Source organism: Mucilaginibacter sp. KACC 22773, from assembly GCF_028736215.1.
Classification (GTDB): Bacteria; Bacteroidota; Bacteroidia; order Sphingobacteriales; family Sphingobacteriaceae; genus Mucilaginibacter.
The window spans coordinates 2,110,568-2,134,609 of the sequence record NZ_CP117883.1 but is presented as its reverse complement, the minus strand read 5'-3'; the positions used below and the strand labels follow the sequence as shown (position 1 = coordinate 2,134,609).

General features: G+C 41.2%; 20 protein-coding genes. 8 read left to right on the top strand and 12 right to left on the bottom strand.

The annotated features are described in order from the left end of the window. Nucleotides 1-42: 42 nt before the first annotated feature. The gene (locus tag PQ469_RS09270; RefSeq protein WP_090652008.1) at nucleotides 43-543 is read right to left on the bottom strand and encodes a hypothetical protein; all 501 of its coding nucleotides are present in this window, start codon (nucleotides 541-543) and stop codon (nucleotides 43-45) included. 70 nt (nucleotides 544-613) lie between these two features. Continuing rightward, nucleotides 614-1,549: a cation diffusion facilitator family transporter gene (locus PQ469_RS09265; RefSeq protein WP_274212703.1), complete on the bottom strand. Its 936-nt coding sequence runs from the start codon at nucleotides 1,547-1,549 to the stop codon at nucleotides 614-616. A 197-nt stretch (nucleotides 1,550-1,746) separates the two neighbouring features. Between PQ469_RS09265 and PQ469_RS09260 the strand changes: the two genes are divergently transcribed. After that, entirely contained in the window at nucleotides 1,747-2,133 is a 387-nt protein-coding gene (locus PQ469_RS09260; RefSeq protein WP_274212702.1) for a hypothetical protein, read from the top strand. A gap of 129 nt (nucleotides 2,134-2,262) precedes the next feature. Here PQ469_RS09260 and PQ469_RS09255 read toward each other — a convergent pair whose 3' ends face one another. Then, nucleotides 2,263-2,835, bottom strand: coding sequence for a hypothetical protein (locus PQ469_RS09255; protein ID WP_274212700.1), 573 nt, complete (start codon nucleotides 2,833-2,835; stop codon nucleotides 2,263-2,265). 194 nt (nucleotides 2,836-3,029) lie between these two features. Between PQ469_RS09255 and ppnP the strand changes: the two genes are divergently transcribed. Both ppnP and PQ469_RS09245 read left to right on the top strand, forming a co-directional pair. After that, complete coding sequence (gene ppnP, locus PQ469_RS09250; RefSeq protein WP_274212699.1) at nucleotides 3,030-3,311, top strand: pyrimidine/purine nucleoside phosphorylase; 282 nt, start codon at nucleotides 3,030-3,032, stop codon at nucleotides 3,309-3,311. Between the two features lie 62 nt (nucleotides 3,312-3,373). After that, entirely contained in the window at nucleotides 3,374-3,703 is a 330-nt protein-coding gene (locus PQ469_RS09245) for a YbjQ family protein (protein WP_147052092.1), read from the top strand. Nucleotides 3,704-3,827: 124 nt separating this feature from the next. Here PQ469_RS09245 and PQ469_RS09240 read toward each other — a convergent pair whose 3' ends face one another. The 6 genes from PQ469_RS09240 to PQ469_RS09215 all read right to left on the bottom strand — a co-directional run bounded on the left by PQ469_RS09240 (nucleotide 3,828) and on the right by PQ469_RS09215 (nucleotide 9,849). Next, entirely contained in the window at nucleotides 3,828-4,025 is a 198-nt protein-coding gene (locus PQ469_RS09240) for a hypothetical protein (RefSeq protein ID WP_090652013.1), read from the bottom strand. Between the two features lie 35 nt (nucleotides 4,026-4,060). After that, nucleotides 4,061-4,552: a hypothetical protein gene (locus tag PQ469_RS09235; RefSeq protein ID WP_274212696.1), complete on the bottom strand. Its 492-nt coding sequence runs from the start codon at nucleotides 4,550-4,552 to the stop codon at nucleotides 4,061-4,063. Nucleotides 4,553-4,955: 403 nt separating this feature from the next. Next, nucleotides 4,956-5,144, bottom strand: a complete 189-nt coding sequence (locus tag PQ469_RS09230) for a hypothetical protein (protein ID WP_090652016.1) — start codon at nucleotides 5,142-5,144, stop codon at nucleotides 4,956-4,958. Between the two features lie 570 nt (nucleotides 5,145-5,714). Then, nucleotides 5,715-6,314, bottom strand: a complete 600-nt coding sequence (locus PQ469_RS09225) for a GIN domain-containing protein (protein ID WP_274212694.1) — start codon at nucleotides 6,312-6,314, stop codon at nucleotides 5,715-5,717. 352 nt (nucleotides 6,315-6,666) lie between these two features. Beyond that, on the bottom strand, nucleotides 6,667-8,559 hold the full coding sequence (locus PQ469_RS09220) for a RecQ family ATP-dependent DNA helicase (RefSeq protein ID WP_274212693.1): 1,893 nt from the start codon (nucleotides 8,557-8,559) through the stop codon (nucleotides 6,667-6,669). Between the two features lie 120 nt (nucleotides 8,560-8,679). Continuing rightward, nucleotides 8,680-9,849, bottom strand: a complete 1,170-nt coding sequence (locus tag PQ469_RS09215) for an alpha/beta hydrolase-fold protein (RefSeq protein ID WP_274212691.1) — start codon at nucleotides 9,847-9,849, stop codon at nucleotides 8,680-8,682. Between the two features lie 347 nt (nucleotides 9,850-10,196). Here PQ469_RS09215 and PQ469_RS09210 point away from each other — a divergent pair, with 347 nt between their 5' ends. From PQ469_RS09210 to PQ469_RS09200, 3 genes are all read left to right on the top strand, one after another. Further along, the gene (locus PQ469_RS09210; protein ID WP_274212690.1) at nucleotides 10,197-13,202 is read left to right on the top strand and encodes a SusC/RagA family TonB-linked outer membrane protein; all 3,006 of its coding nucleotides are present in this window, start codon (nucleotides 10,197-10,199) and stop codon (nucleotides 13,200-13,202) included. Between the two features lie 26 nt (nucleotides 13,203-13,228). After that, nucleotides 13,229-14,812: a RagB/SusD family nutrient uptake outer membrane protein gene (locus PQ469_RS09205; RefSeq protein ID WP_274212688.1), complete on the top strand. Its 1,584-nt coding sequence runs from the start codon at nucleotides 13,229-13,231 to the stop codon at nucleotides 14,810-14,812. A gap of 68 nt (nucleotides 14,813-14,880) precedes the next feature. Next, nucleotides 14,881-15,906 (top strand): SusE domain-containing protein, encoded by a 1,026-nt coding sequence (locus tag PQ469_RS09200; protein WP_274212687.1) that lies wholly within the window; start codon nucleotides 14,881-14,883, stop codon nucleotides 15,904-15,906. A gap of 215 nt (nucleotides 15,907-16,121) precedes the next feature. Here the strand turns inward: PQ469_RS09200 and PQ469_RS09195 are convergent, their stop codons facing one another. Continuing rightward, the gene (locus tag PQ469_RS09195) at nucleotides 16,122-17,408 is read right to left on the bottom strand and encodes a citrate synthase (RefSeq protein WP_274212685.1); all 1,287 of its coding nucleotides are present in this window, start codon (nucleotides 17,406-17,408) and stop codon (nucleotides 16,122-16,124) included. Nucleotides 17,409-17,769: 361 nt separating this feature from the next. Between PQ469_RS09195 and PQ469_RS09190 the strand changes: the two genes are divergently transcribed. Continuing rightward, nucleotides 17,770-20,832 (top strand): PAS domain-containing hybrid sensor histidine kinase/response regulator, encoded by a 3,063-nt coding sequence (locus PQ469_RS09190; RefSeq protein WP_274212684.1) that lies wholly within the window; start codon nucleotides 17,770-17,772, stop codon nucleotides 20,830-20,832. Between the two features lie 12 nt (nucleotides 20,833-20,844). Here PQ469_RS09190 and PQ469_RS09185 read toward each other — a convergent pair whose 3' ends face one another. Further along, nucleotides 20,845-21,372, bottom strand: a complete 528-nt coding sequence (locus PQ469_RS09185; protein ID WP_274212683.1) for a DUF3347 domain-containing protein — start codon at nucleotides 21,370-21,372, stop codon at nucleotides 20,845-20,847. 8 nt (nucleotides 21,373-21,380) lie between these two features. Continuing rightward, complete coding sequence (locus PQ469_RS09180; protein ID WP_090652025.1) at nucleotides 21,381-22,628, bottom strand: ABC transporter permease; 1,248 nt, start codon at nucleotides 22,626-22,628, stop codon at nucleotides 21,381-21,383. A gap of 238 nt (nucleotides 22,629-22,866) precedes the next feature. On the opposite strand from PQ469_RS09180, the gene queA reads away from it, so the two are divergent. Next, nucleotides 22,867-23,916, top strand: a complete 1,050-nt coding sequence (queA, locus tag PQ469_RS09175; RefSeq protein WP_090652026.1) for a tRNA preQ1(34) S-adenosylmethionine ribosyltransferase-isomerase QueA — start codon at nucleotides 22,867-22,869, stop codon at nucleotides 23,914-23,916. Nucleotides 23,917-24,042 lie beyond the last annotated feature (126 nt).

Below are 24,042 nucleotides of genomic sequence, written 5' to 3'. Positions count from 1 at the left end.
TCGGAAGCCTTAACTTCCGGACTTTCCGACTTTGAACAAACATCAGCGTAATTGCTGCGTTTCATCGTAGCTTAATTGAAGGTAAGCTTCGGTGGCATTAACCGATGGCCTTAAACTGATCATGGTAATTATTAAACATGCCGAGATGAGTAAATAAAACAGGTTACCTGTTATTAAAAAACAAACTATACCGAACAACGAGGGGCCTTCCAGCAGCGCGTATCTTATAATTAAGGCCGATTGATATGCTTTTAGTTTTTCTGATAGCGTTTTACTGGTACCGGCGGCCTGCTGATGGAATTTACCCAATTGCTGGTTAAACAAAAAACCGCCAATCACCGTACATACAATAGCCATTAAGGGCACAATGTAAAAAAACACGTCGTCCCTGCTGTCTTTATAATCAAAGTATTTGATGTTTTTATTGGTTATATAAGCCACTATCATAAACAATACCTGCCCCGTTATTAAGGCCAGGTGTATAATTGATGTTGTTTTTAAAGCGTTTTTAGGGGTAGCTGTTGCGGGCTGGTTATAATTCATGATAATAAGTTTAGCACTGCATATTAGCTATTTTTTCAGATATGGAGGATGTTTATTTTACAATTACCAATTAAACGTACAACTGCATATTGGGGCTTACTTTTTCCATAAAGGTATCTGGTTGGATAATAACAAAGTGAATGAGGCTATACTCATCTTTTACCCGGTTGCGGATGCGAATAATAGCATTATTAATGCCCGCGGTATCCAGGTTACTTTTAAACGAAATGATTAGCATGAGCAAAACCTCGGTAGGCGATTGATAGGTTGACATGAGGTGCATGAGCTTTAAAACGTCGTGATCCTGCTCTACAATTTCGATGATGTGTTTTTTAGTGCTTGCGCCTATCCCCTCGCCCATGAGCAAACTGCGGCTTTCGCGCGCAAGTATTATAGAAACAAATATGAGCACCAATCCAACCAGCAATGAGGCCAGGCCATCAAGATAATTAATGTGATAAGTATGACCGATAAACATACAAACAGCTACGATAACCAGGCCTATAACGGCCGCGCTATCTTCAAACAGCACCAAAAAAGTTGATGGATCTTTACTCTTGACAATAGCCTGCCACCACGAAAGCTCGCTACGCAGTTTGTTAAACTCTTTGGCCGCTATTAACAACGATGAACCCTCGAATATTACCGACATGCCCAACACCGCGTAATTCCAGGTTGGGTTACCCGGAACTTCGGGCGTGATGATATGGGCAATACCCTGGTATATGGAAACGCCCCCGCCCAGCCCAAATATGAGTATCGACACGATGAACGAATAAAAATACAACTCCTTACCATAGCCAAAAGGATGCTTTGCATCGGGCTTTTTGCGGCTTTGGTGCAAACCAAACAACAATAATACCTGGTTGGCGGTGTCAACCACAGAGTGTACCCCCTCGGCTACCATAGCGGCACTGTTACTAAAAAAGCCTGCCATAAATTTGGTTAAAGCGATAAGCAAATTTGCCGCCAGCGCAGCATAAATAGACTTGTTTGATGATGCCATACAAAACCATAAAGCGTTAACGCAATATATTGTTTTAGCAAAACGCTAATGTTGAGCGGCGCACTTTCGCAGTCGCTGATGACTAAAAATGCTGGTAGTTTTCTTGTTCAAAAAAAGAGTTATCACAATTAATGAAAACTAAAGCTTATTGGCACTGTTATCATTTAAGTTAATTTATTAATTTAAAATAAATTATTATGAAAAATTTAAAGTTAACAGCAGCAGCTGTAGCATTATCATTTGCATGTTCGGTAGTTTTTGCCGCCAATCATACGGCCATTAATGGTACCGGCGACAACGGAATCATCGCAAAAAAAGGTATGGTAACCGATACTATACCAGGTAAAAAGAAAAAGACGCCAAAAACACCTGCTCCGGCGCCAACCCCGGCACCTGTACCGTCGCCAACACCAACACCTACTGACCCGGCACCTGTTCCATCGCCAACACCTGCACCTGTGCCAAATCCGAGCCCTACGCCCACTCCGAGCCCAACCCCGACTCCAAACCCCGCACCTACGCCAAACCCAAGTCCTACGCCCACACCTATGCCTACAACCCCTTCGCCTACAAAACCAGCTTAACACCTGGCAGTTTAGTTGTAGCCCGGAAAGGGCGGTTTTGACTTTAGCTAAAAAATGGATATAAAAACAAAGCCCTCTGTTTTTCAACAGAGGGCTTTAATATTTTGCAAAATACCTGGCTATGCCCGGCTATAAATTGCCATCTCCTAATTGATATGGTAATTTATCGAAGGTGCCTAAAAGTATCTGCGATATTTCTATGGATTGATAGCTTCCGTCAGGATTAAGATTAACCTTTTTTGAGGTAAACGAATATGTTCCGGTAATTACTTTGGCAACCGTATCAATTGCAGTTATGGTAGCCAATCCGGAGCCCGGTTCAACAGTGCCGGTTTGTACAAACACATAAACGCCAGCATCGTTTCTTTGCTGGGTGTAATAAGTCATGTTTAATTTTCCCGTGCCGTCTACTTTATATGTGGCTAAAGGAAAACTATTGGTATTTGTGCTGTTGGGCACATTGATATTAAAGATAACCCGCTTTGAATTGGCAGTACCAATTACCGAAAAGGTTTTAACTTTTGTAGTACTGTTAAAAGTAATCCGTGCGGTAACCGTATCCGGGTACCATTCAACACCATTAATATTTGCAGCAAGTATTTTATCAGATGTGGTAGAAGCAGAAGTAACAACGTCTTTTTTACAGCCTTGGAAGTAGATAGCCGATATAAGTAACAGAACAATAAGTTGAATTTTCCTCATATATAAATTTTGTGCAAACTATGCGCCTTGCAGATTTTATGCAAATAACGCTCTTTGCAGATTAATAATTACAACCAAAGTTAATTTTTTCACATATTTTAACATTCGGCAGTTTTACCCTGAATTATTTAAGGCCGGCATTTATTAAAACAAATGATTTTATTTAGGCATATTAGGCGCTTAATTTAAAAAATATGATTCACGTAAACGAATATTTTGAAGGCACGGTAAAATCACTGGGCTATACCAGCGCAGAAGGGAAAAGCACCATCGGCGTAATGGAAAAAGGCGAGTATGAATTTGGCACATCGAGCCACGAAACCATGACCGTTATTGAAGGCGGGCTGGATGTACTGTTACCTGGCGAAGATGAATGGCAAACTTACACACCGGGTCAATCGTTTGAAGTTGAGGCCAATATAAAATTCAAGGTAAAAACGCACGTTCAAAGTTCGTACTTGTGTAAATACCGGTAAGCAGCCATTATTGTAACATTTGGCCTTGCCTGCACTCTAATCAACATAAACTAAATAAAACAATGGATACTTCGCTTATTACAACCAGTACCGGATTAGATGGTTACCGGGTAGTTAAACATTTAGGTGTTGTACGTGGTATTACCGTACGCAGCCGCAGCGCGCTGGGCAATATTGCCGGTGGTTTTCAGTCGCTTTTTGGCGGCCGGCTTTCTATTTATGTTGAGCTTTGCGAAAACGCCCGTGAAGAAGCCTACCAGCTTTTGATACAGCATGCCCAGGCCATTGGCGCAAATGCCATTATCAACATGCGTTACGACGCAAACGAAGTAATGCAGGGCATTACCGAAGTATTGGCATACGGCACAGCAGTTGTTGTTGAAAAGGTTTGATAAACCAGCGTTGCGTGGTAACAACCGGGCCGGGTGTTCCTATGCCACCTGATAGCTAATTTAAAACAAAAAATGCCCGGCTGTTAACCGGGCATAAATAGTAAAAAATATTTTGACAGCTATACTAATTAAAATACGATAGCGGAATTGTACGCCAAAGCCCGTGGGCAAGGTGGCCAATCAGCAATTCGTACACCAGGTAAACCGGCCAGATAAGGTAATGGATAAGCAACAAAATCAGCGAATGGTTATAATACCAACTGATCATGAGGGTATATAATCCCAATACAAGATAAAGTATGCTGGTGTCCCTGGTTTTCATTTTTTGATGGTGATAATTTTATCTAAATTAAATAATTACTTGCAATTTTTCATATTGTAAATTACGGTATAGGCAGCCGAGTTATTGGTTTGCTGCCTGCCGGTTTTGGCATCGTATTGATAAGGCTTTTGCGCCAGCGCGTTCCCCCGTAGTTGAAATTCAACGGCCATAGTGTCGGTACTTCCCTCCTGTGTATAATTCCATACGGCCTTAATAGCGTTACCCGCAAGCGTACCCGTTAAAGTTCCCTTCCGGGCATCTTTCTGCTTTGGCATCCAGTACATATCGCCGGTAACTTTATTGCCGTTTATGAATATACTTACCTCGGTTGTATCCTGGGCCCGTGTACCATCAGTATAAAAAAAACAATATCGCATGTTTACAGCCGGGGCATTTGGCGCACTGCCCAATTGCGTATCGGCCGGCGAAAGTATTGAAATTGTTGTATCATTATCGGCTGTGTTATTGCTACCAGAACAGGATGCCAGCAAAGCAATAGAAACCAGTAAGTAAAAGTTTATTTTCATGGCAGTTTAATCGTCGGTATTTTTTAGGTACGACAATTGAAAACTAAAAAGGTTCAATTTAAAAAATGCAGATTTTTCAGTGCTTTGAAACATTTTTGCGGGCAGACCGCCTTATTCGCCACAGATTTAAAAAACCAACCGTCAATATAGCAGGGCTGCAGCTACTGATAACAAATGCCAATTGAGGATGCAGTAACGGAAAGTACCTGCGCATTATAATACCCGTAGCAAATAAAACCAACCCAATGCCCATAATCACTTTTAGCTGGTTTTTGTTGATCATAGCGTAAAGCTACCAATTACAAGGGGTAAATTGAGGCTTTTTATAGATAAAACATTACAATTTTTTATGTAGTGTAAACATTCATTGTGTTACACTACATAATATTGTAAAGCGGATGGGTTATCCTTTTTTTTCAGGGGGAGTAGATACAATTTCGCCAAACTCGTTAACGTAGGCCATCATACTGTCCAGGTCGCTGCCGCCGCCGTTTTGCTGGCGCTCCAGTTTACGTTGTTCTTTATCTTCTTTTTTCTTCTGACGATTTTTTTCGAGTTGTTTTTTCATGAATGTTGCCTGCGATTTAGCCATGTTTATTAAAATTTAGTTAAACAATGTGCATTTCCCGGTTTACAACTGTATCAATCTGATCAACGGAACAAAAGTTCGGTATCGGCACAAAATGAAGAGGATCTCATTAATTAAATTCCGGGCAGCAACGGTATCAGCGGGGATAAAAATGAACCCTGATCAATAAAAATTGACAGTGGCGGCTATCGGGAAATAGCTATAATTTTCCGTTATTACGCAAATATACGATTTTTTAGCACATTTCATGGTTCATGGTTCATGGTTCATGGTTCATGGTTCATGGTTCATGGTTCATGGTTCATGGTTCATGGTTCATGGTTCATGGTTCATGGTTCATGGAACGCGGGCATTGCGGGCATGCAGGGCAAAAAGCGTTCGGGCTGGAGAGCACCAGACTTACGAAGTTTTAAAAACTTCGTAGGTCTTTCAACGGCAGGCAGACAAACGTCTAATACCTACAAAAACAGCCACCCTTGCGAGGTGGCTGGCTAAGTCTTTCTGCAACGGGCAGGCAAGACCAATGAACTAATGAACCAGTGAACTAATGAACCAAAGTGAACCAGTGAACGATTATATACCTGCATATTCGGCGGCTTTGGCTGGTGCACCGGTTAATTTATCGGTTGCATTTTCAGTCACCAGGTAAGTGCGGTTAACACTTGATGCTATGTTACGTACCTGGCTATATTCAGTTACATTGCCGCTTAAATTTGCTTTTGCATGATCATTCATGGTAACACTGGCGCTGTAGGCATCTAATTTTAAATCGGCAGACGCATTGTTGTACAATTTAACATCAAGCTCGATAGATGATAAGTTTCCGAATGATTTTATTTCGGCATTATCATAAGCGGTTATTGAGGAAAGCTCTTTTGCAGTAACCCAAACCACCAGTTTTTCGGTTTTGTATGATGAAATCCTCAATACACCTTTTTGTGATTGTACCAAAGCGCTTTCGGCATAATATTGGTTGTAAACCTTTACCTGGTCGGCTGTCCCGGTAGTAACGTATACCTGTACGTTACCGTAAACTTCTATTTTATTGATGCTGCTGATATCGGTTAAAACTACGCCTTTATTGTTATTATTATCTACAGATGCGTAAGTTGAATTTGTGATGCCCAATACGGTAACTATTACTGTAAAAATGGCTATTAAGTTAGTTTTCATGGTATTAATATTTTGATTGTCAAGTAATTATTTTGTTATTTTTAAATACACCTATATGACGATCTCCAATAAAAATCGTTACAGCCGTTTCCGGTGTATTAGTTGTATGCAGGTTTTTTGTCGGTGAAGCGTATAATTTATACGGTGAATTTGGAGGATCTGAGGACTGGAATCTGTGGTCGGAGGACTGAGATCGGGTTACAATGTTCGGGAACGAAGCTCGGGATACCTGAGATGGAGTATATAGACCATAAGTATCGATTTCGCTCCGTTACCTCGCAACGAAACCACACTCGTCCATCGGGGCTGAGGCTTCAGACCTCAGAATCCCGGCCTCAGACCTCAGAACCAATTAAAGATAATACTTCTCCCCGTCGGTTTTTATTTTGCCGGCATCAAGCAGCAGGCGGATGGTTTCCATTTTATCTTTTTCGGTACCTATGTTGATGGTGGTTATCAATGTGCCGATATCGGGGGTTGAGATGCTGAGCAGTTGTACAACCTCGTTGGTAATGTTATCAAAAAGTTCATCTTCGTTTTTGTGGCGCTTTTCGTCGAGGCAAACATCGCAGATGCCGCATTTGCGGGCGTTGGGCTCATCAAAATAAGCCAGTAACATTTGGCTGCGGCACTGTTTATGAACAGCATACGCAAAAACTGCCTCCATTTTTTGGCGGTAAGTTTCCTTACGCTCCTGGATGTAGTTCTTGTTGATAAACAGCCTGTTTGATTGCTGCCGCGCTTTTAAATAAGTAACCTGTGGTTTATCTGTTTGCTGAAGATAGCTAATTAAGCCAAACTGCTGTAGCTGCAACAACCCTTCAACAACCTGCTGAACGCTTAATGTAGTACGCCTTGACAGGTCATACTCTTTGATTTTAACATAATTTTCAAACGCGCCGCCGTATGACCGCAACAACGTTTTAATAAACGGGTCCCAGCCGGCATTCTGGATCTGGAAGTTATATAGCACCTCGTTAACAACTTCGAACCTGAACCGCGATGGCAGGAAAACGCTCTCGTTGAACGACAGGTATTCGTCTTTTTCCAAAAACTTAAGGGCGTTTAGCGTTTTGATAGCATCCAGCTTAAAACGGCTGCAAAATTCGCCCAGGTCAAGGTCAAAGCTAAGCCCCTCTCCTGCTTCATAAGCAAGCTGGTAATAGTTGGCCAGGCAATGGTAAACATGCTTTATTTCATCAACCGTAGGGAAATTAAGTTCAAACAACTTCTCCTGCCGCAGTCTGTCGGCATGGGTGTATAGCAACACGCCATAAGCCTTTTGCCCGTCGCGGCCTCCCCTGCCGGCTTCCTGGTAATAAGCTTCCAGGCTTTCGGGCATATCTTTATGAATAACAAACCGAACGTCGGGTTTGTCAATACCCATCCCAAAGGCATTAGTGGCTACAATTACCCGCGTGCGGTTATTTTTCCAGCTTTCCTGGCGTTCGGCACGCTCGTCCATAGGCAGACCAGCGTGGTAAAAATCGGCTTTGATACCGTTTTCATTATAATATTTGGCAATTTCGGCGGCATCTTTACGGCTGCGCACATATACGATGCCGCTGCCTTTAACCCCTTTGGCAATATCCAACATCCGCCTGAATTTATTTTCGGCATCCTGAACAACGTAGCTGATGTTACTACGCTCAAAACTTTGCTGATAGATAACCGGATTTTTAAATTGCAGTTTATCCTGGATGTCCTTTTTAACATCAGCCGTGGCTGTTGCGGTAAGGGCAAGCACAGGCACATTGGGATGCAATTGGCGTAAATCGGCAATGTGCAGGTACGGGGGGCGAAAATCATAGCCCCATTGCGAGATACAGTGCGCTTCGTCAACCGCTATCAGGTTCACCTTCATGTATTTTATCCGCTCCTGTACCAGTTCTGACAGTAAACGTTCGGGCGAGAGGTATAAAAATTTAACCGTGCCATAAATGCAGTTATCCAACGCCAGGTCAATCTCGCGCCGGCCCATTCCGGACACGATGGCTACGGCATTAATTCCCTTATCTTTTAAGTTCTCAACCTGGTCTTTCATCAGGGCAATCAGCGGTGATATGACGATGCATACCCCCTCTTTAGCTAACGCAGGCACCTGGAAACAAACAGATTTACCACCACCTGTAGGCAGCAAAGCCAGCGTATCATGACCCAATAAAACAGACTTGATGATCTCGGCCTGCATCGGCCTGAAATGATCATGGTTCCAGTACTGTTTTAATATTTCTTCGATAGTCATTTGTTAGTCGGAAAGTCCGTAAGTCGGTAAAGTCCGAAAGATAATAAATGTCGGGCAGGTACAATGTCGCGGTTTTAAAAAAACAAAAATTGCCTGATATCCTTAAGCTCAGATCTGAGGCTACTTTCGGACTTTCCAGACTTCCAAACTTTCCGACTGCATTAGCCAATTATAAAATCCTGGCCAATCTCCGTTCCATTGCTTTTCATTATGGCTGGATCCTTTGATGATGGTTACCGGGGCGTTTTCGGGCTTAGCCCCATTATTCTTTATGATCGAGGCCATTTTTTGCATATCGGCAACCATGTCTTCACTTTCGGCATCGCCGCAAACAAAATAAAAACGGGTTTTATGGCTGATGGCTTTTTGTTTGGCCAGATCGTAAATTTGGGGGGCTATCCAAAAAGCCGGCGAAAATATGCCGGCATTACCAAACACACCCGGATATTTTAATGTGGCGTACATTGATATCAGCCCACCCATCGAACTACCGGCTATTGTGGTATTTTTTGCATCAGCCATGGTTTTATAATGTGTATCAATGTAGGGTTTCAACGTTTGTGCCAGGAACTCTACATAATCGTCACCCCGCCCTTTGCCATACTTTGAATCATAAGGATCATACTCGGTGATCCTGAAATCGCCGCCATGATCAATTCCCACTATAATACACTGCTTTTGCGGCGGTACTTTATCCATCAATTCGTCAAGACCCCACTCCCCGTAACCACTGGTGTATTCATCAAAAAGGTTTTGCCCGTCGTGCATATAAATAACCGGGTACCTTTTTTTTGATGAAGTATAATTTTCGGGCAGGTAAATCCAAATGCGGCGCTGCCTGTTCAGTTGAGGCATCTCAAATTTACCGCTAATGATATGTACCCGGGCGGTGGTCGTATGTTTCTTTTCAGCCGGGGCAAAATTATCCTGCCAGGCGGCAACATCTAAAACTATAATAGTATCGCCGGTAATTATAAGGCTGCGGTTATCGGCAGGCTTGCCGGTTGCAGTGCATTCCACCTTATCCCAGCTCCCACGTGTTATTTTGTAGTTATAAATCCCCTTAGGCATTGCTGTTAAAAGCCGGTAGCCACCAATGCCATCGGGGAGCAATTTCCAGGCACTGTCGGCCGGGTTCCAACCGTTAAAATTACCTGCCAAAAACAGGCTTTCAGACTGGTTTTTCAGGGGTGGTATTTTACCCGTTTTGAAGGTTGTTTTTACCTGTCCGAAAAGCAAAAAAGTTTGGGCAAAAACCCAAAACGCGCAGAAAAATATTTTTTTTATCATTATTAACTGTTTATTTGACAATTATTTTCCGGGAACGTTCCCGGAAAATCGTTACATATTAGTAAAATTGCTTATTGTGTAATTTTGACACTTAGTTTTGTATAAATGTTAGCCAGTTTGCAAATTTCCCACAAAAAAAGGCAAAAAGTATTAAAAGTACTGCCCTTTTTTGTGTTTCATTAAAGTTAATTATAACTTAATTAATGGGGTCAAAATTATCTTTTATATAAAATTTGCTTTTATTATTTCTAAATGTAAATTAGTCGCGTGCTGTTTCAGCAAAATTATCAGACCAATTTAACACCGGCTAATTAAGCCTTTTTAATTCACAAAAACCCAAAAAGTAAATGAGAAAAAATTACTCAAAAAAGTACGTTCTTCTTTGTGCCTTTCTAATGATGTCAGTAATGGCGTTTGCCCAAACAGGAAGCATTAAAGGGAAAGTATTAGACGAAACCAATGCACCCCTGCCCGGTGCTGCCGTTACTATTGACGGTACAACCATAGGTGCAACTACCGATGGCAATGGTAACTACACCATTACCGGTGTTAAGACCGGGAACGTTACCGTAACCGCTAAGTTTTTAGGTTATGTGGCTTTAAAGAAAGCTGTAACGGTAGGCGGCTCCGTAGTTATTGTAGATTTCGGCCTCCAGCCTGACAGTAAAAGCCTGAATGAAGTTGTTGTTATAGGATATGGTACACAGAAAAAGAAAGACCTTTCCGGTTCGATAGCAAACGTAACCTCAAAAGATTTTCAGAAAGGTGTTATCACTACGCCCGAACAATTGATTGCCGGTAAAGTTGCCGGTGTTTCGGTTGTGTCTAACAGTGGCGCCCCTGGTTCTGGAAGTACCATCCGTATCCGTGGAGGTGCTTCTTTATCCGCAAGTAATGATCCGCTTATTGTTATCGATGGTGTGCCGGTAAGTAACAGCGGCATCTCCGGTGCCGCCAATCCTTTAAGCCTGATCAATCCGAACGATATTGAATCATTTTCGATATTAAAAGACGCTTCTGCGTCGGCCATTTATGGTAACAGAGCGTCAAACGGTGTAATTTTAATTACTACCAAAAAAGGTAAATCGGGCAAACCTGTTATTGATTTCAGTTCCCAGTTTTCTGTTGCTAAGTTAGTGAAAGAAGCCAGCGTGCTTACGGCAGATCAGCTTCGCGCTTATGTAAAAGCAAACGGAACAACTACTCAACAAGCGCAATTAGGCACGGCAAATACCGATTGGCAAAAACAAATATATCAAACAGCGCTGACTACTGATAATAATATCAGCTTATCCGGCGCTACAAAAGTATTGCCTTACCGCGTTTCGTTTGGCTACCTTGACCAGGACGGTATCCTTAAAACAAGTTCGTTGCAGCGCCTTACAGGTGCTATTAACCTTAGCCCCAGTTTCTTTACCGACCATTTAAAAGTAAACTTAAATGTAAAGGGCTCGCAGGTAAAACAAAGGTTTGCAAATGAAGGTGCAGTGGGGGCTGCCGTTAGTTTTGACCCAACAAAGCCTGTATATTCGGGCAGCAAACGTTTTGGCGGCTATTATGAGTGGCTTGATCCGTCTTCCGCCTCTGGCTTAAGATCATTAGCTGGTTTAAACCCACTTGGGTTGCTTGAACAACAGGATAACAGAAGCAAAGTTTATCGCAGCATTGGCAACTTGCAACTTGATTATAAATTCCACTTTTTACCAGAATTGCATGCCAATGTTAATTTAGGATACGATATTTCAAAGGGAGATGGTCATACCATTATTCCAGATAGCGCAGCTAACGGATATAACCGCTACAAAGACCCCGCAGGTAAGTTCCACGGCGGTACAAATAATATCTACAAGCAAACACAGTCAAATAAAATTTTCGAAGGATACCTAAGTTATGCCAAGGATATTAAAAGTATATCGAGTCATATCGATGCGGTAGCTGGCTATTCATACCAGGATTTTTTGATCACTAATTATAACTATAACGATTATACTTATGATAAAACAGTGGTTACCTCTCCTACTTATCCTTTTAATAAACCAGAAAACAGGCTGATCTCTTTCTACGGACGTTTAAATTATGTATTTGATGATAAATATATCTTAACCGGAACAGTACGTCGTGACGGGTCTTCAAGGTTTAACCCCGACAAAAAGTTTGGTACTTTTCCATCTGGTGCATTTGCCTGGAAAATCAAGCAAGAGTCATTTATGCAAAGCTTAACCGCCCTTTCTGATTTGAAATTGCGTGTAGGCTATGGTGTTACCGGACAGCAAGAAGGCATTGGCAATTATGATTATATTTCTTATTATAACTTAAGTAACAGCACAGCTCAATATCAGTTTGGCAATACCTTTTATAGTCTTTATCGTCCAAATGGGTACTATTTTAACAGAACCTGGGAACAAACAGCAGCTGCCAACGTAGCTTTGGATTTTGGTTTTATCGACAACAGAATAACTGGTAGTATTGATTATTTTAACCGCAAAACAACACATTTGCTAAATAACATTTCACAACCGGCAGGTACAAACTTTTCCAATGAAATTGTAGCCAATATTGGGGACGCAAAAAGTAGTGGTGTTGAGTTTAATATCAGCGCAGATATCATCAGAAACAAGAACGTAACGTGGAATGTGAACTTCAATGCCACTTATAATACCAACAAAATAACCAAGCTTACCATTTCAAATGATCCGAGCTATGCGGGTAGCCCGACCGGTGGTGTCTCTGGAGGTACAGGTAATAATATTCAGATACAATCTGTAGGCTATGCCCGTAATTCATTTTATGTTTATCAACAAGTTTATGGTACAGACGGAAAGCCACTTGACGGTGTATTTGTTGACCGCAACAACGATGGCGTAATAAACGGCCAAGATCTTTATCATTATAAAAGCCCCGATCCTAAAGGTTACTTTGGGTTAACATCAAATGTTACTTATAAAAAGTGGTCAGCTGGTTTCGTAGCAAGGGCAAGTGTTGGTAATTATGTTTACAACAACGTATTCTCAGGCTCAGGCACCAAAATCAGTGTCCTTAACCCGATAGGCATCATCAATAATGCCTCTACAAACTTGTTAGAAAGTGGATTGAGCGGCAGTAACGACAAAAATGTATTGTCTGATTACTATGTTCAAAACGGGTCGTTTATAAGGATGGACAATGCCAACATAGGTTACAACTTCGGTAAAATATTTGGCAGCACAGGAAACCTGAGAATTAGCGCAAATGTTCAAAACGTATTCATTATAACAAAATATAAAGGTTTAGATCCGGAAGTAAACGGTGGTATCGATAACAACTTTTATCCAAGGCCGCGTACTTATGTTATAGGTTTAAATCTATCGCTATAATTATTTGATAATAATAAAGATTTAGCATGAAAAGAAATTCAATTAAAATAGTAATAATCGCCGGTTTGATATCCGGTAGTTTGGTATCATGTACCAAAAAACTCGACCTGCTCCCAACCAATGATATTACATCTGCGCAGGTTTATAGCACCGCAACCGGTTATAAGCAGGCATTTGCAAAAGTTTATGGAAGTTTTGCGCTGACAGGCAACCAGGGGCCTGCCGGAAATGGCGACATACAGGGTATAGACGAAGGTACTTCTGACTATTTCCGCTTACTGTGGTGCGCCCAGGAATTATCAACAGATGAAGCTGTTATAGGCTGGGGAGATGTGGGATTGCCCGATTTCCATAATATGAGTTGGTCATCAAGCAATGTGTTTTTAAAAGGCTTGTACTATCGCTCAATGTATCAAATCACACTCGCTAATGATTTCATCCGCCAGTCATCTGATGCAAATTTGAGCAGCAGGGGGATCTCTGGCACCGATGCCGATAACATACGCAGATTTAAAACAGAAGCCCGTTTTTTAAGAGCTTATCAATATGCGTCATTAATGGATTTGTTTGGCAACCCGCCTTTTGTAACAGAAAACGATGCACTGGGCTCAACTTTACCTAAACAAATTTCGCGCAAGGACCTATTTACTTATGTTGAAAGCGAATTAAAAGCAATTGACGCCGGTTTAGCCGACCCTAAAACCAACGAATATGGCCGTGCTGATAAAGCAGCCGCATGGGCGTTATTGGCGAGAATATATTTAAACGCCAAAGTTTATACCGGTACCGAAAGGTATACCGACGCTATAACCTACTCTAAAAAAGTGATCGGAGCTGGCTACTCATTAATTAGCGATTATACTAAGCTGATGCGTGCCGACAATAATTTGAACACAAATGAATTTATCCTTACAATTAATTATGATGGGCTACATACGCAAAGCTATGGTGGTGCAACTTTTATGACCCATGCACCTGTGGGTGGCTCAATGCCAGCATCAGATTTTGGTATAAGCGGTGGATGGGGTGGTGCGCGCACCACAAAAGCGTTAGTTAGCTTATTCCCGGGCGGCGCTTCGAGTGCCGATAAACGCGCACAATTTTACACAAATGGCCAAAATCTTGAAATTAGCGAGATAGGCACTTTTACGGATGGTTATGCCATAACTAAATTTAAGAATGTTAAAATAAACGGAGGCGCCCCGCAAAGTTTGGATTTTGCCGATATGGACATTCCAATCTTCCGTTTACCCGAAATGTACCTTATTTATGCCGAAGCAGTTTTGCGTGGCGGCACAGGTGGCGACCCTGTTACTGCTTTAGCTTACGTAAATGCACTGCGTACACGTGCATATGGAAATATTACCGGAAATTTAGCCACCTTAACTGTTGATAATATTCTTGATGAAAGAGGCCGTGAATTGTATTGGGAAGGTTTTCGCCGGACAGATTTGATTCGTTATGGAAAATTTGTTGAGGATACCTACCTGTGGCCATTTAAAGGCGGTGCCAAAAGCGGTAAAGGTGTTGAATCGTTCCGTACCCTTTACCCATTGCCAAGCAGCGATGTTGCAGCAAATACCAATTTGAAACAAAATACAGGATATTAATCACACTGATGCAGGTGCAAGTTTACATCTGCATCGGTTTTTAAGGTAAATCAATTACATAAAAGTATATGAAAAAGAATTTAAACCGTGTTTTAGCCATTGGCAGCATCACGCTGCTTATGCTGACGTCGTGTAAAAAGGATGAAAGTAATAAGGTGGTAGCTTCATCCAACACAAAAGCAGGTACATTAAGTGCGTCAGAAACAACCCTGGTTTTAACTAAAGCCAATCAGGACAAAACAGCCATCACATTTACGCTGCAATCACCTAATTACGGCTTTAGCGCAGCTGTCACAAACACGCTGCAGATAAGTGCGTCTTCCGATTTTAGTAGTCCGAAAGAAGTTGCAATTGGCACTAAGGTTACTACCAAAAGTTACACTGTGTTAGATTTTAATGCCATGATATTGGCACTTAACCTGAGCACAGGAGTAAATTCAACGGTGCAGGCCCGTTTAAAAACACAACTAACCGGTGCTACCGCAACGCCTATTTATTCAAACGTTGTAACCCTAAATGTAACACCTTATGCTTTGATATCATTTCTATATGTACCTGGTGCCTATCAGGGATGGAAACCGGAAACAGCCGATAGCCTTCAATCGGCTACAAGCAATGGGGTTTATACTGGTGTTATTAACTTTACTGCAGGTAATCTTGAATATAAAATTACCCCCGCCAAAGTTTGGACTAACTCATACGGAATTACATCGGCAGGGGTTGTAACCTACAATGGTGGCGATAATTTTAAAGTGCCCTCAGCCGGTTCATATTTCCTTACGTTAGATCTCAACAAAAACACCATGGTTGCAAAACAAACTCTATGGGCGGTAATTGGCGATGCTACACCAGGCGGATGGGGTGGCGATACGGATCTTCAATTTAGCAATGCTACCCAGCAATGGATAGGAACAATTGCCCTTATTGGTGGCAAACAATTAAAGTTTCGGCTAAATCATGATTGGGGTGTTAATTTCGGCGCTACAGGAAGTACACTTGTTGCTGGTGGAGATAATATTAATGTTAGCGCATCCGGGACATACAAAGTTGTCTTAGATTTAAATGCGAATACATACTCGCTTACAAAACTATAAGATATTTATTCACAGTTGATTGATTTGATAGACCCGCCCGGTGAAAACCAGCGGGTCTTTTTAGTTCATTTGTTCACTGGTTCATTGGTCCTACACCGCGATTATCAGCGGCATAAAAAAAGCGATTGGGGCTACCAATCGCTTTTTTTGATTATTGCTTTATCATAAACCGTCGGTCTGAAAAAGCAGACCAATGAACCGGTGAACCAAAAGGACTACCGTTCTTTTATATCCTTATACTCCCTGTCGGTATCGCCGGTATAAATCTGGCGCGGGCGGCCAATGGGTTCTTTGTTGGCTTTCATCTCTTTCCATTGGGCTATCCAACCTGGCAGGCGACCAAGGGCGAATAGTACGGTAAACATCTCGGTTGGGAAACCTAATGCCCGGTAAATGATACCTGAGTAAAAATCAACGTTGGGGTACAGCTTGCGCTCAACAAAATAAGGGTCTTTCAGGGCTACTTCTTCCAGCTTTTTGGCTATTTCCAGTACCTCGTCATTGATGCCTAATTTTTCTAATATATCATCACAGGCCTTCTTAATGATCTTGGCCCTCGGGTCGAAATTTTTATATACCCGGTGACCAAAACCCATTAAACGAAAAGGATCGTTTTTATCCTTTGCCTTGGCTATCCATTTATCAGTATCTCCACCGTCGTTTTTAATTTTCTCCAGCATTTCTATCACAGCCTGGTTTGCGCCACCATGCAGCGGGCCCCAAAGTGCTGAAATACCTGCCGAAATAGACGCGTATAAATTAGCATCTGATGAACCTACAATACGTACTGTTGACGTTGAGCAGTTTTGCTCATGATCGGCATGCAGTATCAGTAGTTTATTCATTACATCTACCACTACCCTATCAACTTTATAATCTTCTGTACGCTCGGCAAACGTCATGTACAGGAAGTTGGTTACATAATCGTATTTATTTTGTGGATACACAACCGGGTGGCCTAACGATTTTTTGTAGATCCATGATACTACTGTGCTCATTTTAGCCAGCAGCTTCATAATCTCGAGGTTCACTTCCTCGACAGATAAACCTGGCTTTAACGATTCGGGATTAAAAGCAGCTAATGCGCCAATTAATGACGACAACTGGCCCATAGGATGTGATTTTGATGGAAAGCCATCAAAAAACTTTTTCATATCCTCGTGCACAAGGGTGTGGCGGCTAACCTGGTATTGAAAATCGGCTAACTCCTGCTCTTTTGGTAATTCGCCATATATCAATAAGTAGGCTACTTCAATAAAACTGGCATTTTCGGCCAGTTGTTCAATCGAGTAACCGCGATATTTAAGGATGCCTTTTTCCCCATCCAAAAAAGTAATGGCGCTTTTGGTAGCACCTGTGTTTTTGTAGCCGATATCCAGCGTTACGTAACCGCTTTGATCTCGCAGTTTTGAAATATCTATTGCTTTTTCGCCTTCTGTACCCTCAATTACCGGGAGTTCAAATGTTTTATCACCAATTTTTAGCTGTGCTGTTTCCGACATAGAAATTTTTGTATCTGCAACAAATGTAATTAAATCTGCGTATTAATAACCGCTAAGATAATTTACTATTTGTAAATTTTTAACGGCAAAATTATTAAATTACCCCTCGTTTACTAAGTAATATTGCCCTGAATCATTTAAAAAGTATCTGTTAATGTCGTTGAAAGTTAAAACACTGTTAATAATCCAAAACGACGATACAGTTTACCGGTTATTACTCATCGGCCTGTTTATTGCAAGCCCTTCGTTACATTATCTTTGTTATTATAACTCATATGACCCTATTTGGTTGAGGCTTATTAACAGTTTTTTTTGTGTTATTTCACTGGGCCTGTCTTTCGGCAACAATAAAGCCATTTATATGGCAAGTACTTACATCACAATTTTAGCTTTCCTGATAATTAATAATTACATATTATTAACCATTAATGGTTTTGGGCATGCATACCTGTTTAGCTCCATTACCATATTTATAGCCCTTACTTTGTTTTGTAATAAAGCATGGGAATTTGTTACCATTTGCGGCCTTAATTTACTGGCAATCATCGCTGCTTATATTAATGGCCCCCGGCTTAATATATCGCTGCCTGTACTGGCGGTGCTTATTGTGGTTTTCTCCATCATCGCCTACGTGTCATTCCTGGTTGTAAAATCATATCAATATAAGCTTAAAAATGCTGTCGATAATGTAATGCAGCTTAACAGTAACCTGATAGCTAATGACGGCATGTTGCGCCAAAGCCGGGAAGACCTTTCATCGCTCATAAACTCATTAAATGATATTATTTATGAGTTTAATGAAGATAAGGTTTGCCAAAACGCCTGGTTTAGCGATTTAACAAAAATAACAGTTAACCCAAGAGCATTTATAGGAAAAAAAATAGAAGACGTATTAGGCACAGACAAGGCGAAGAAATATAATGAGGCGCTTGATTATGTAATACAAACCCGTTTGTCAACGTCTTTTGATTTCATGTCGGATTTTGATCCCGATCTTTGGTTTATAGCTAAGGTTGTGCCAATTTTTGACAGGAATGGCGCATATATGCAGCGTATTTCGTTAGTTTTTGTAGATATATCCGAACAAAAAAGATATGCAAACGCTCTAAAGGCCAATGAAGCTCTTTTACTTGAGGCACAGGCCATTTCAAAAACCGGTAACTGGTGGTATGATAGCATTACAAGTGAAGCCTATTGGTCAGATAACTTATTCAGCCTGCTCGAGATTGAGAGTATCCCCCCTAATATCAGCAAATTTCATTATTATATTAGCCTCATCCACCAGGACGACCGCAAAAATGCCGAAGCTTACCTATCAAGCGTTCACCAGATAACACAGCCCCAGTTTGAACATAAATTTATTACGCCGAAGGGCAATTTAAAATATATTAAAATTATCCGTGGCGATTTGTTGCAGGCTGATGATGGCAGTGGTAAAAAGATTTTTGGCGTATTGCAGGACATCACAGAAGCTAAGCTATCTGAAAAAGCTATAAAAGTTAGCCAGGTAGAACTGGTGGAAGCCCAAACCATTGCCAAAATAGGTAACTGGAAATGGAACTTAACCACAAACCTGCTTGCCTGGTCGGATGAATTGAACATTATATATGAAGTTTCGGCCGTTGACCCGCGGGAATTAAACCAAATAAGGTTGTTGTTAAAATATGTTCATCCTAATGACAGGCATATTTTAAAGCAATTGCTCAGAAAACCCGAAAATTTAAAAGATATCTCGCAAGAATACCGCATAATTACCCCAAATGGCAACGTAAAATATCTAAGCGTAATTATAGGTAAGCTAATGAGGCGCGATGATGGCACCATACGTAAAATCATTGGTACTTTACAGGATATAACAGAACGCAAACAAGCCGAATTAGACTACCGGCAGTCAGAAAGCAAGTATAAATTGGTTTTAGAGACCATTAACCTGGCAGCCGTTACTTTAGATAAAAACGGTAACGTGATTTTTTGCAATAAATACCTGGCCAAACTGCTTGGTTACTCCCAAACCGAAATTGCAGGTATGAACTGGATGGAACATTTTATACCGCACGACTTAAAAGATTTTATGACCAACTGGTTTAAAAATAATGCGGTGGAAGCCCATTTTATTAATCCTATTATTTGCCGCAATGGCGAGGAACGGATTATAAGCTGGCAAAACACCATTATTTTTGACGAAAATGGCGACCTGAGAGAAACCAGTAGCATTGGCGAAGATATAACCGACCAGCAAAAGGCACGGCAAGAGTTGATCTGGGCGAAAGAGGTGGCCGAAAAGGCATCGAAATTTAAATCGGAGTTTTTGTCGATCATGAGCCATGAGATACGCACCCCGATGAATGCGGTTATTGGCACTACCAATTTATTACTCTCGGAAAATCCCCGGCCAGAGCAACTGGAATACCTGAATACCTTAAAGTTTTCGGGCGAGAACCTGCTGGCTATCATCAATGACATTTTAGATTATAATAAAATTGAGGCAGGCAAACTTGAGCTTAACAACTCGCCGTTCAACCTTCATCAATTAATCCATAAAATAAAGCAGTCCTTTCACGCCAGGATTACCGAAAAGCAATTATATCTGGATGTTGTAATTGACGATGGTATACCAGAAATGGTAACCGGCGACAACATGCGTTTAAGCCAGGTAATGAACAACCTGGTGAGCAATGCTGTAAAGTTTACCCATACCGGCGGGGTTACCATTAAACTGGAGAAAGAACTAATAAACAGCACTACTGTAACGGTTAAGTTTACGGTTACCGATACCGGGATAGGCATCAGTGCCGATAGTTTCGGTATTGTTTTTGATCCGTTTATGCAGGATAAGCATGTAATTAATAATGATTATGGCGGTACCGGCCTTGGCCTTGCCATCACCAAACGCCTGGTTGAGTTGCACAACAGCACTATATCTGTTATAAGCGAACTGCACGAGGGCACATCCTTTGCATTTTCTATCGCCTTTAATATAGCTTCAAAAACTACAGGCCATCAGCCTGTTACACCATCTGTGGCCGGGTTTACACTTAACCTGGCTGGCATGAATATACTGGTAGTTGATGACAATAAAATGAACCTGATGATTGCCACCCGTTTTTTAAAAAAATGGAATGCGAGTACTGACGAGGCGCTAAATGGCGAGATAGCCGTAAATATGGTAAACAATAACAGCTATAACCTTATCATTATGGATTTACAGATGCCGGTTATGGATGGATTTGAAGCTTCAGCTATTATCAAAAAATCGCACCCGGATATACCCATCATAGCATTAACAGCCGATGCCATGCCCGAAACCTACAACAAAGCCTTAGAAGCAGGTATGAGCGATTATCTTACCAAGCCTTTTGTACCCGAAACTTTGTTTGAAAAAGCGGCCAAATATTATAACCCTGCGGTGAGTGTAAATCAGTAAATAAGGTTTGTATTAATTCAGCTGCTCCTTCACCAATCCGCACTCTCTCATATGTTCGGGAAAGTATGGATTTGCAATTTTCTTATCGAGCGATAACCAATAGCCGCCTTTACCGGCATCAGCCATAGGGCAAAAATCAACGTAGATAGCTGTTGTTTTTATCTTACTTCCTTTAACAAGGGCAATCACATCATTACTCAGCGTTAAAAAGGCTGCACGTTGATCTTTTATATCATCGGTTGTTACCATTTTATTAGTGAGCGTAGCGGTTTCTGAACAACCTTTAATGCCAATAAGCTTACTTTCAAGTACCGAAGCCGCAGCTTTAATCCCTGCTATATTTGATTTAAGAAATTCATTTTTAAGCGCAATGTAAGCAGAAAACACCTGGGCCGTATTGGCAGTATCTGCAATTTTTGCATCTACAACTTTAACAGCGGCAGTATCGGCTTTAACAGCCTCCTGCTGCTTTACTGGTTGGTTACATGCCTGTGCAGCTACCAGCACGGCAACAATAAAAATACTGTTTACAATTTTCATTTATTACGTTAGTTAGTCCGTATTGCTTCAACAGGGTCTAGTACCGATGCAAAATAAGCCGGAATTATCCCTGATAAAACACCTGTTATCAGCGAGAAGCTTAAACCTGTTATAATATTTGAAGCCCCAAGTATCACCTGCACATCAAATACAGCTTTAATACCAAACGTTAAAAAATATACAAATAACAGGCCTATTAACCCACCCATGAGGCAAAGCGATACGGATTCAATTAAGAACTGTAATAATATGAAATAGTTTTTAGCACCCAATGATTTTTGGATGCCTATAATATTTGTGCGCTCCTTTACCGATACAAACATGATGTTGGCTATACCAAACCCGCCAACCAGCATCGAAAATAAACCTATTATAGCCCCGCCGGTGTTTAAAACTTTAAAAACACTATCCAATTGCTGGGTTAGCATGGTGGTACGGTTAAGCGCAAAATTATCTTCGACACCAGGCCTTAAGCTCCTGATTGAACGCATGAGGCCCCTTATCTCGCTTTCAACATCATCGGTAGGGATACCATCTTTACCCCGCACAATGATGGATGGGTGATAATTTTCGGCCTGGATATCAACCAGGTTATGCGCAAAATTTAGTGGCAATAAAACTTCTTTATCGGTAGATATGCCCAGCATGTCCTTACCTTGTTTTGAAAACACACCAACTACCGTAACATAGCGGCCCATTACTTTTATCTGTTTGCCAATTGCATCACCGGCCGGGAAAAGGTTTTGGGCTATATCGAAACCTATATCGGTTATCGGGGCACCTGTTTTTGATTCCATCCCGGTAAAATACCGTCCTTCCGCAAAATCAAAATTCCAGGTTTTGTTGTGATCTTGCGATGCCGCATCAATCTGGGCGCCATCAACGGTATTGCTTTTATATTTAATGGTACGGTTGTCAACGCTTATCTCGTAAGACAAAGCTTCGGCGGTTTGGCTACGGCGCGACAGTTCATTAAAATCTTTAAGCTTGGGTACCGGCCTGCGCAAGTATTTCCACCACGGAAAATCGCTGCCGCCTACCCAAGGCCATTTTTCAACGTAAATACTGTTGTTGCCTAACTTATTAACGCTGTTTTGCAGGTTGTTACGCAGTGTATCAACTGCCGAAAATACGGCTATAATGGTAAATATGCCAATGGTTACACCTAACAACGAAAGTGTTGTGCGGGTTTTGTTTTGTTTTAGTGCATCAAAAGCAAACAAAAAGCTTTCCCCGAAAAGTTTTAAAAACAGCATATAAACTTATTTTGATTTCAATGGTTAACCTTATTGCATTTGCACCGTAGCAAAAGCTAAAATGAACAGATTTTACCCGGTTGAATATTTTTGTTTTTTAGACGGTATTGCTGCGTTTAAGTTACAGCAATTTAATATTAAACTTAAAGGTTTATAAAATAAGGAGACCCTTAAAAAAATCCGTGAATTTAACAAAAAAATTCATACATTTGCGCCCTGAAAATTCATATACACAAACATGAAATTATCTCAATTTAAATTCAATTTACCAGAGTCACTAATTGCACACAACCCATCAGCTACCCGCGACGAAGCGCGTTTAATGGTATTACACAAGGATTCTGGCAAAATTGAGCATAAAATATTTAAAGACGTACTTGATTATTTTGACGATAAGGATGTAATGATCCTTAACAATACTAAAGTATTCCCTGCCCGTTTGTATGGAAATAAAGAAAAAACAGGCGCTACCATTGAAGTTTTTTTATTACGCGAACTAAACAAAGAACTACGCTTATGGGATGTACTAGTTGATCCGGCCCGTAAAATACGTGTAGGTAATAAATTATATTTTGGCGATGACGATTTGTTAATTGCCGAAGTTGTTGACAATACCACTTCGCGTGGCCGTACCATTCGCTTTTTATTTGATGGAACCGACGAGGAATTCCGCCGCAATGTGGAGATCCTGGGCGAAACACCGCTGCCAAAATACATTAAGCGTAAAGCTACTGCCGAAGATAAAGAACGCTACCAAACTATTTTTGCCAAACACGAAGGCGCAGTTGCAGCCCCTACTGCAGGTTTGCACTTCAGCCGCGAGCTGATGAAACGCCTTGAGCTAAAAGGCGTTGATTTTGCTGAAGTTACCCTTCACGTAGGTTTAGGAACTTTTCGCCCGGTTGAGGTTGAGGACTTAACCAAGCACAAAATGGATTCAGAACAATTCATTATCGAGCAAAAACAAGCCGACATTGTAAACCGCGGTATTGAGCGCAAAGCACGGATATGCGCTGTTGGTACCACATCAATGCGCGCCATCGAATCGGCGGTATCTGCAGGTAAAACACTTAAAGCTGCCAACGACTGGACCAGCAAATTCATTTTCCCTCCGTACGATTTTAGCATTGCAAACTCCATGATCACCAACTTCCACACGCCAGAATCAACCCTGTTGATGATGGTATCGGCATTTGGCGGTTACGAACATGTAATGAACGCTTACGAAGTTGCTGTTAAAGAAAAATACCGCTTTTACAGCTATGGTGATGCCATGCTGATTATATAAGTTTAGATTTGAGATATCAAAAATGAGATATGAGGCTAAAGCTTATATCTCATTTTTTTTGTTTTAGATTTACTGAAAATTAATGTCATCCTGAGCAGTAAAATTTCGCAAAATTCTCAAAAGGGG

Excerpts from the sequence above, each read along its gene's own strand:
- PQ469_RS09270 (WP_090652008.1), bottom strand. The coding sequence starts at position 543 with ATGAATTATAACCAGCCCGCAACAGCTACCCCTAAAAACGCTTTAAAA.
- PQ469_RS09265 (WP_274212703.1), bottom strand. The coding sequence starts at position 1,549 with ATGGCATCATCAAACAAGTCTATTTATGCTGCGCTGGCGGCAAATTTG.
- PQ469_RS09260 (WP_274212702.1), top strand. The coding sequence starts at position 1,747 with ATGAAAAATTTAAAGTTAACAGCAGCAGCTGTAGCATTATCATTTGCA.
- PQ469_RS09255 (WP_274212700.1), bottom strand. The coding sequence starts at position 2,835 with ATGAGGAAAATTCAACTTATTGTTCTGTTACTTATATCGGCTATCTAC.
- ppnP (WP_274212699.1), top strand. The coding sequence starts at position 3,030 with ATGATTCACGTAAACGAATATTTTGAAGGCACGGTAAAATCACTGGGC.
- PQ469_RS09245 (WP_147052092.1), top strand. The coding sequence starts at position 3,374 with ATGGATACTTCGCTTATTACAACCAGTACCGGATTAGATGGTTACCGG.
- PQ469_RS09240 (WP_090652013.1), bottom strand. The coding sequence starts at position 4,025 with ATGAAAACCAGGGACACCAGCATACTTTATCTTGTATTGGGATTATAT.
- PQ469_RS09235 (WP_274212696.1), bottom strand. The coding sequence starts at position 4,552 with ATGAAAATAAACTTTTACTTACTGGTTTCTATTGCTTTGCTGGCATCC.
- PQ469_RS09230 (WP_090652016.1), bottom strand. The coding sequence starts at position 5,144 with ATGGCTAAATCGCAGGCAACATTCATGAAAAAACAACTCGAAAAAAAT.
- PQ469_RS09225 (WP_274212694.1), bottom strand. The coding sequence starts at position 6,314 with ATGAAAACTAACTTAATAGCCATTTTTACAGTAATAGTTACCGTATTG.
- PQ469_RS09220 (WP_274212693.1), bottom strand. The coding sequence starts at position 8,559 with ATGACTATCGAAGAAATATTAAAACAGTACTGGAACCATGATCATTTC.
- PQ469_RS09215 (WP_274212691.1), bottom strand. The coding sequence starts at position 9,849 with ATGATAAAAAAAATATTTTTCTGCGCGTTTTGGGTTTTTGCCCAAACT.
- PQ469_RS09210 (WP_274212690.1), top strand. The coding sequence starts at position 10,197 with ATGAGAAAAAATTACTCAAAAAAGTACGTTCTTCTTTGTGCCTTTCTA.
- PQ469_RS09205 (WP_274212688.1), top strand. The coding sequence starts at position 13,229 with ATGAAAAGAAATTCAATTAAAATAGTAATAATCGCCGGTTTGATATCC.
- PQ469_RS09200 (WP_274212687.1), top strand. The coding sequence starts at position 14,881 with ATGAAAAAGAATTTAAACCGTGTTTTAGCCATTGGCAGCATCACGCTG.
- PQ469_RS09195 (WP_274212685.1), bottom strand. The coding sequence starts at position 17,408 with ATGTCGGAAACAGCACAGCTAAAAATTGGTGATAAAACATTTGAACTC.
- PQ469_RS09190 (WP_274212684.1), top strand. The coding sequence starts at position 17,770 with ATGGCAAGTACTTACATCACAATTTTAGCTTTCCTGATAATTAATAAT.
- PQ469_RS09185 (WP_274212683.1), bottom strand. The coding sequence starts at position 21,372 with ATGAAAATTGTAAACAGTATTTTTATTGTTGCCGTGCTGGTAGCTGCA.
- PQ469_RS09180 (WP_090652025.1), bottom strand. The coding sequence starts at position 22,628 with ATGCTGTTTTTAAAACTTTTCGGGGAAAGCTTTTTGTTTGCTTTTGAT.
- queA (WP_090652026.1), top strand. The coding sequence starts at position 22,867 with ATGAAATTATCTCAATTTAAATTCAATTTACCAGAGTCACTAATTGCA.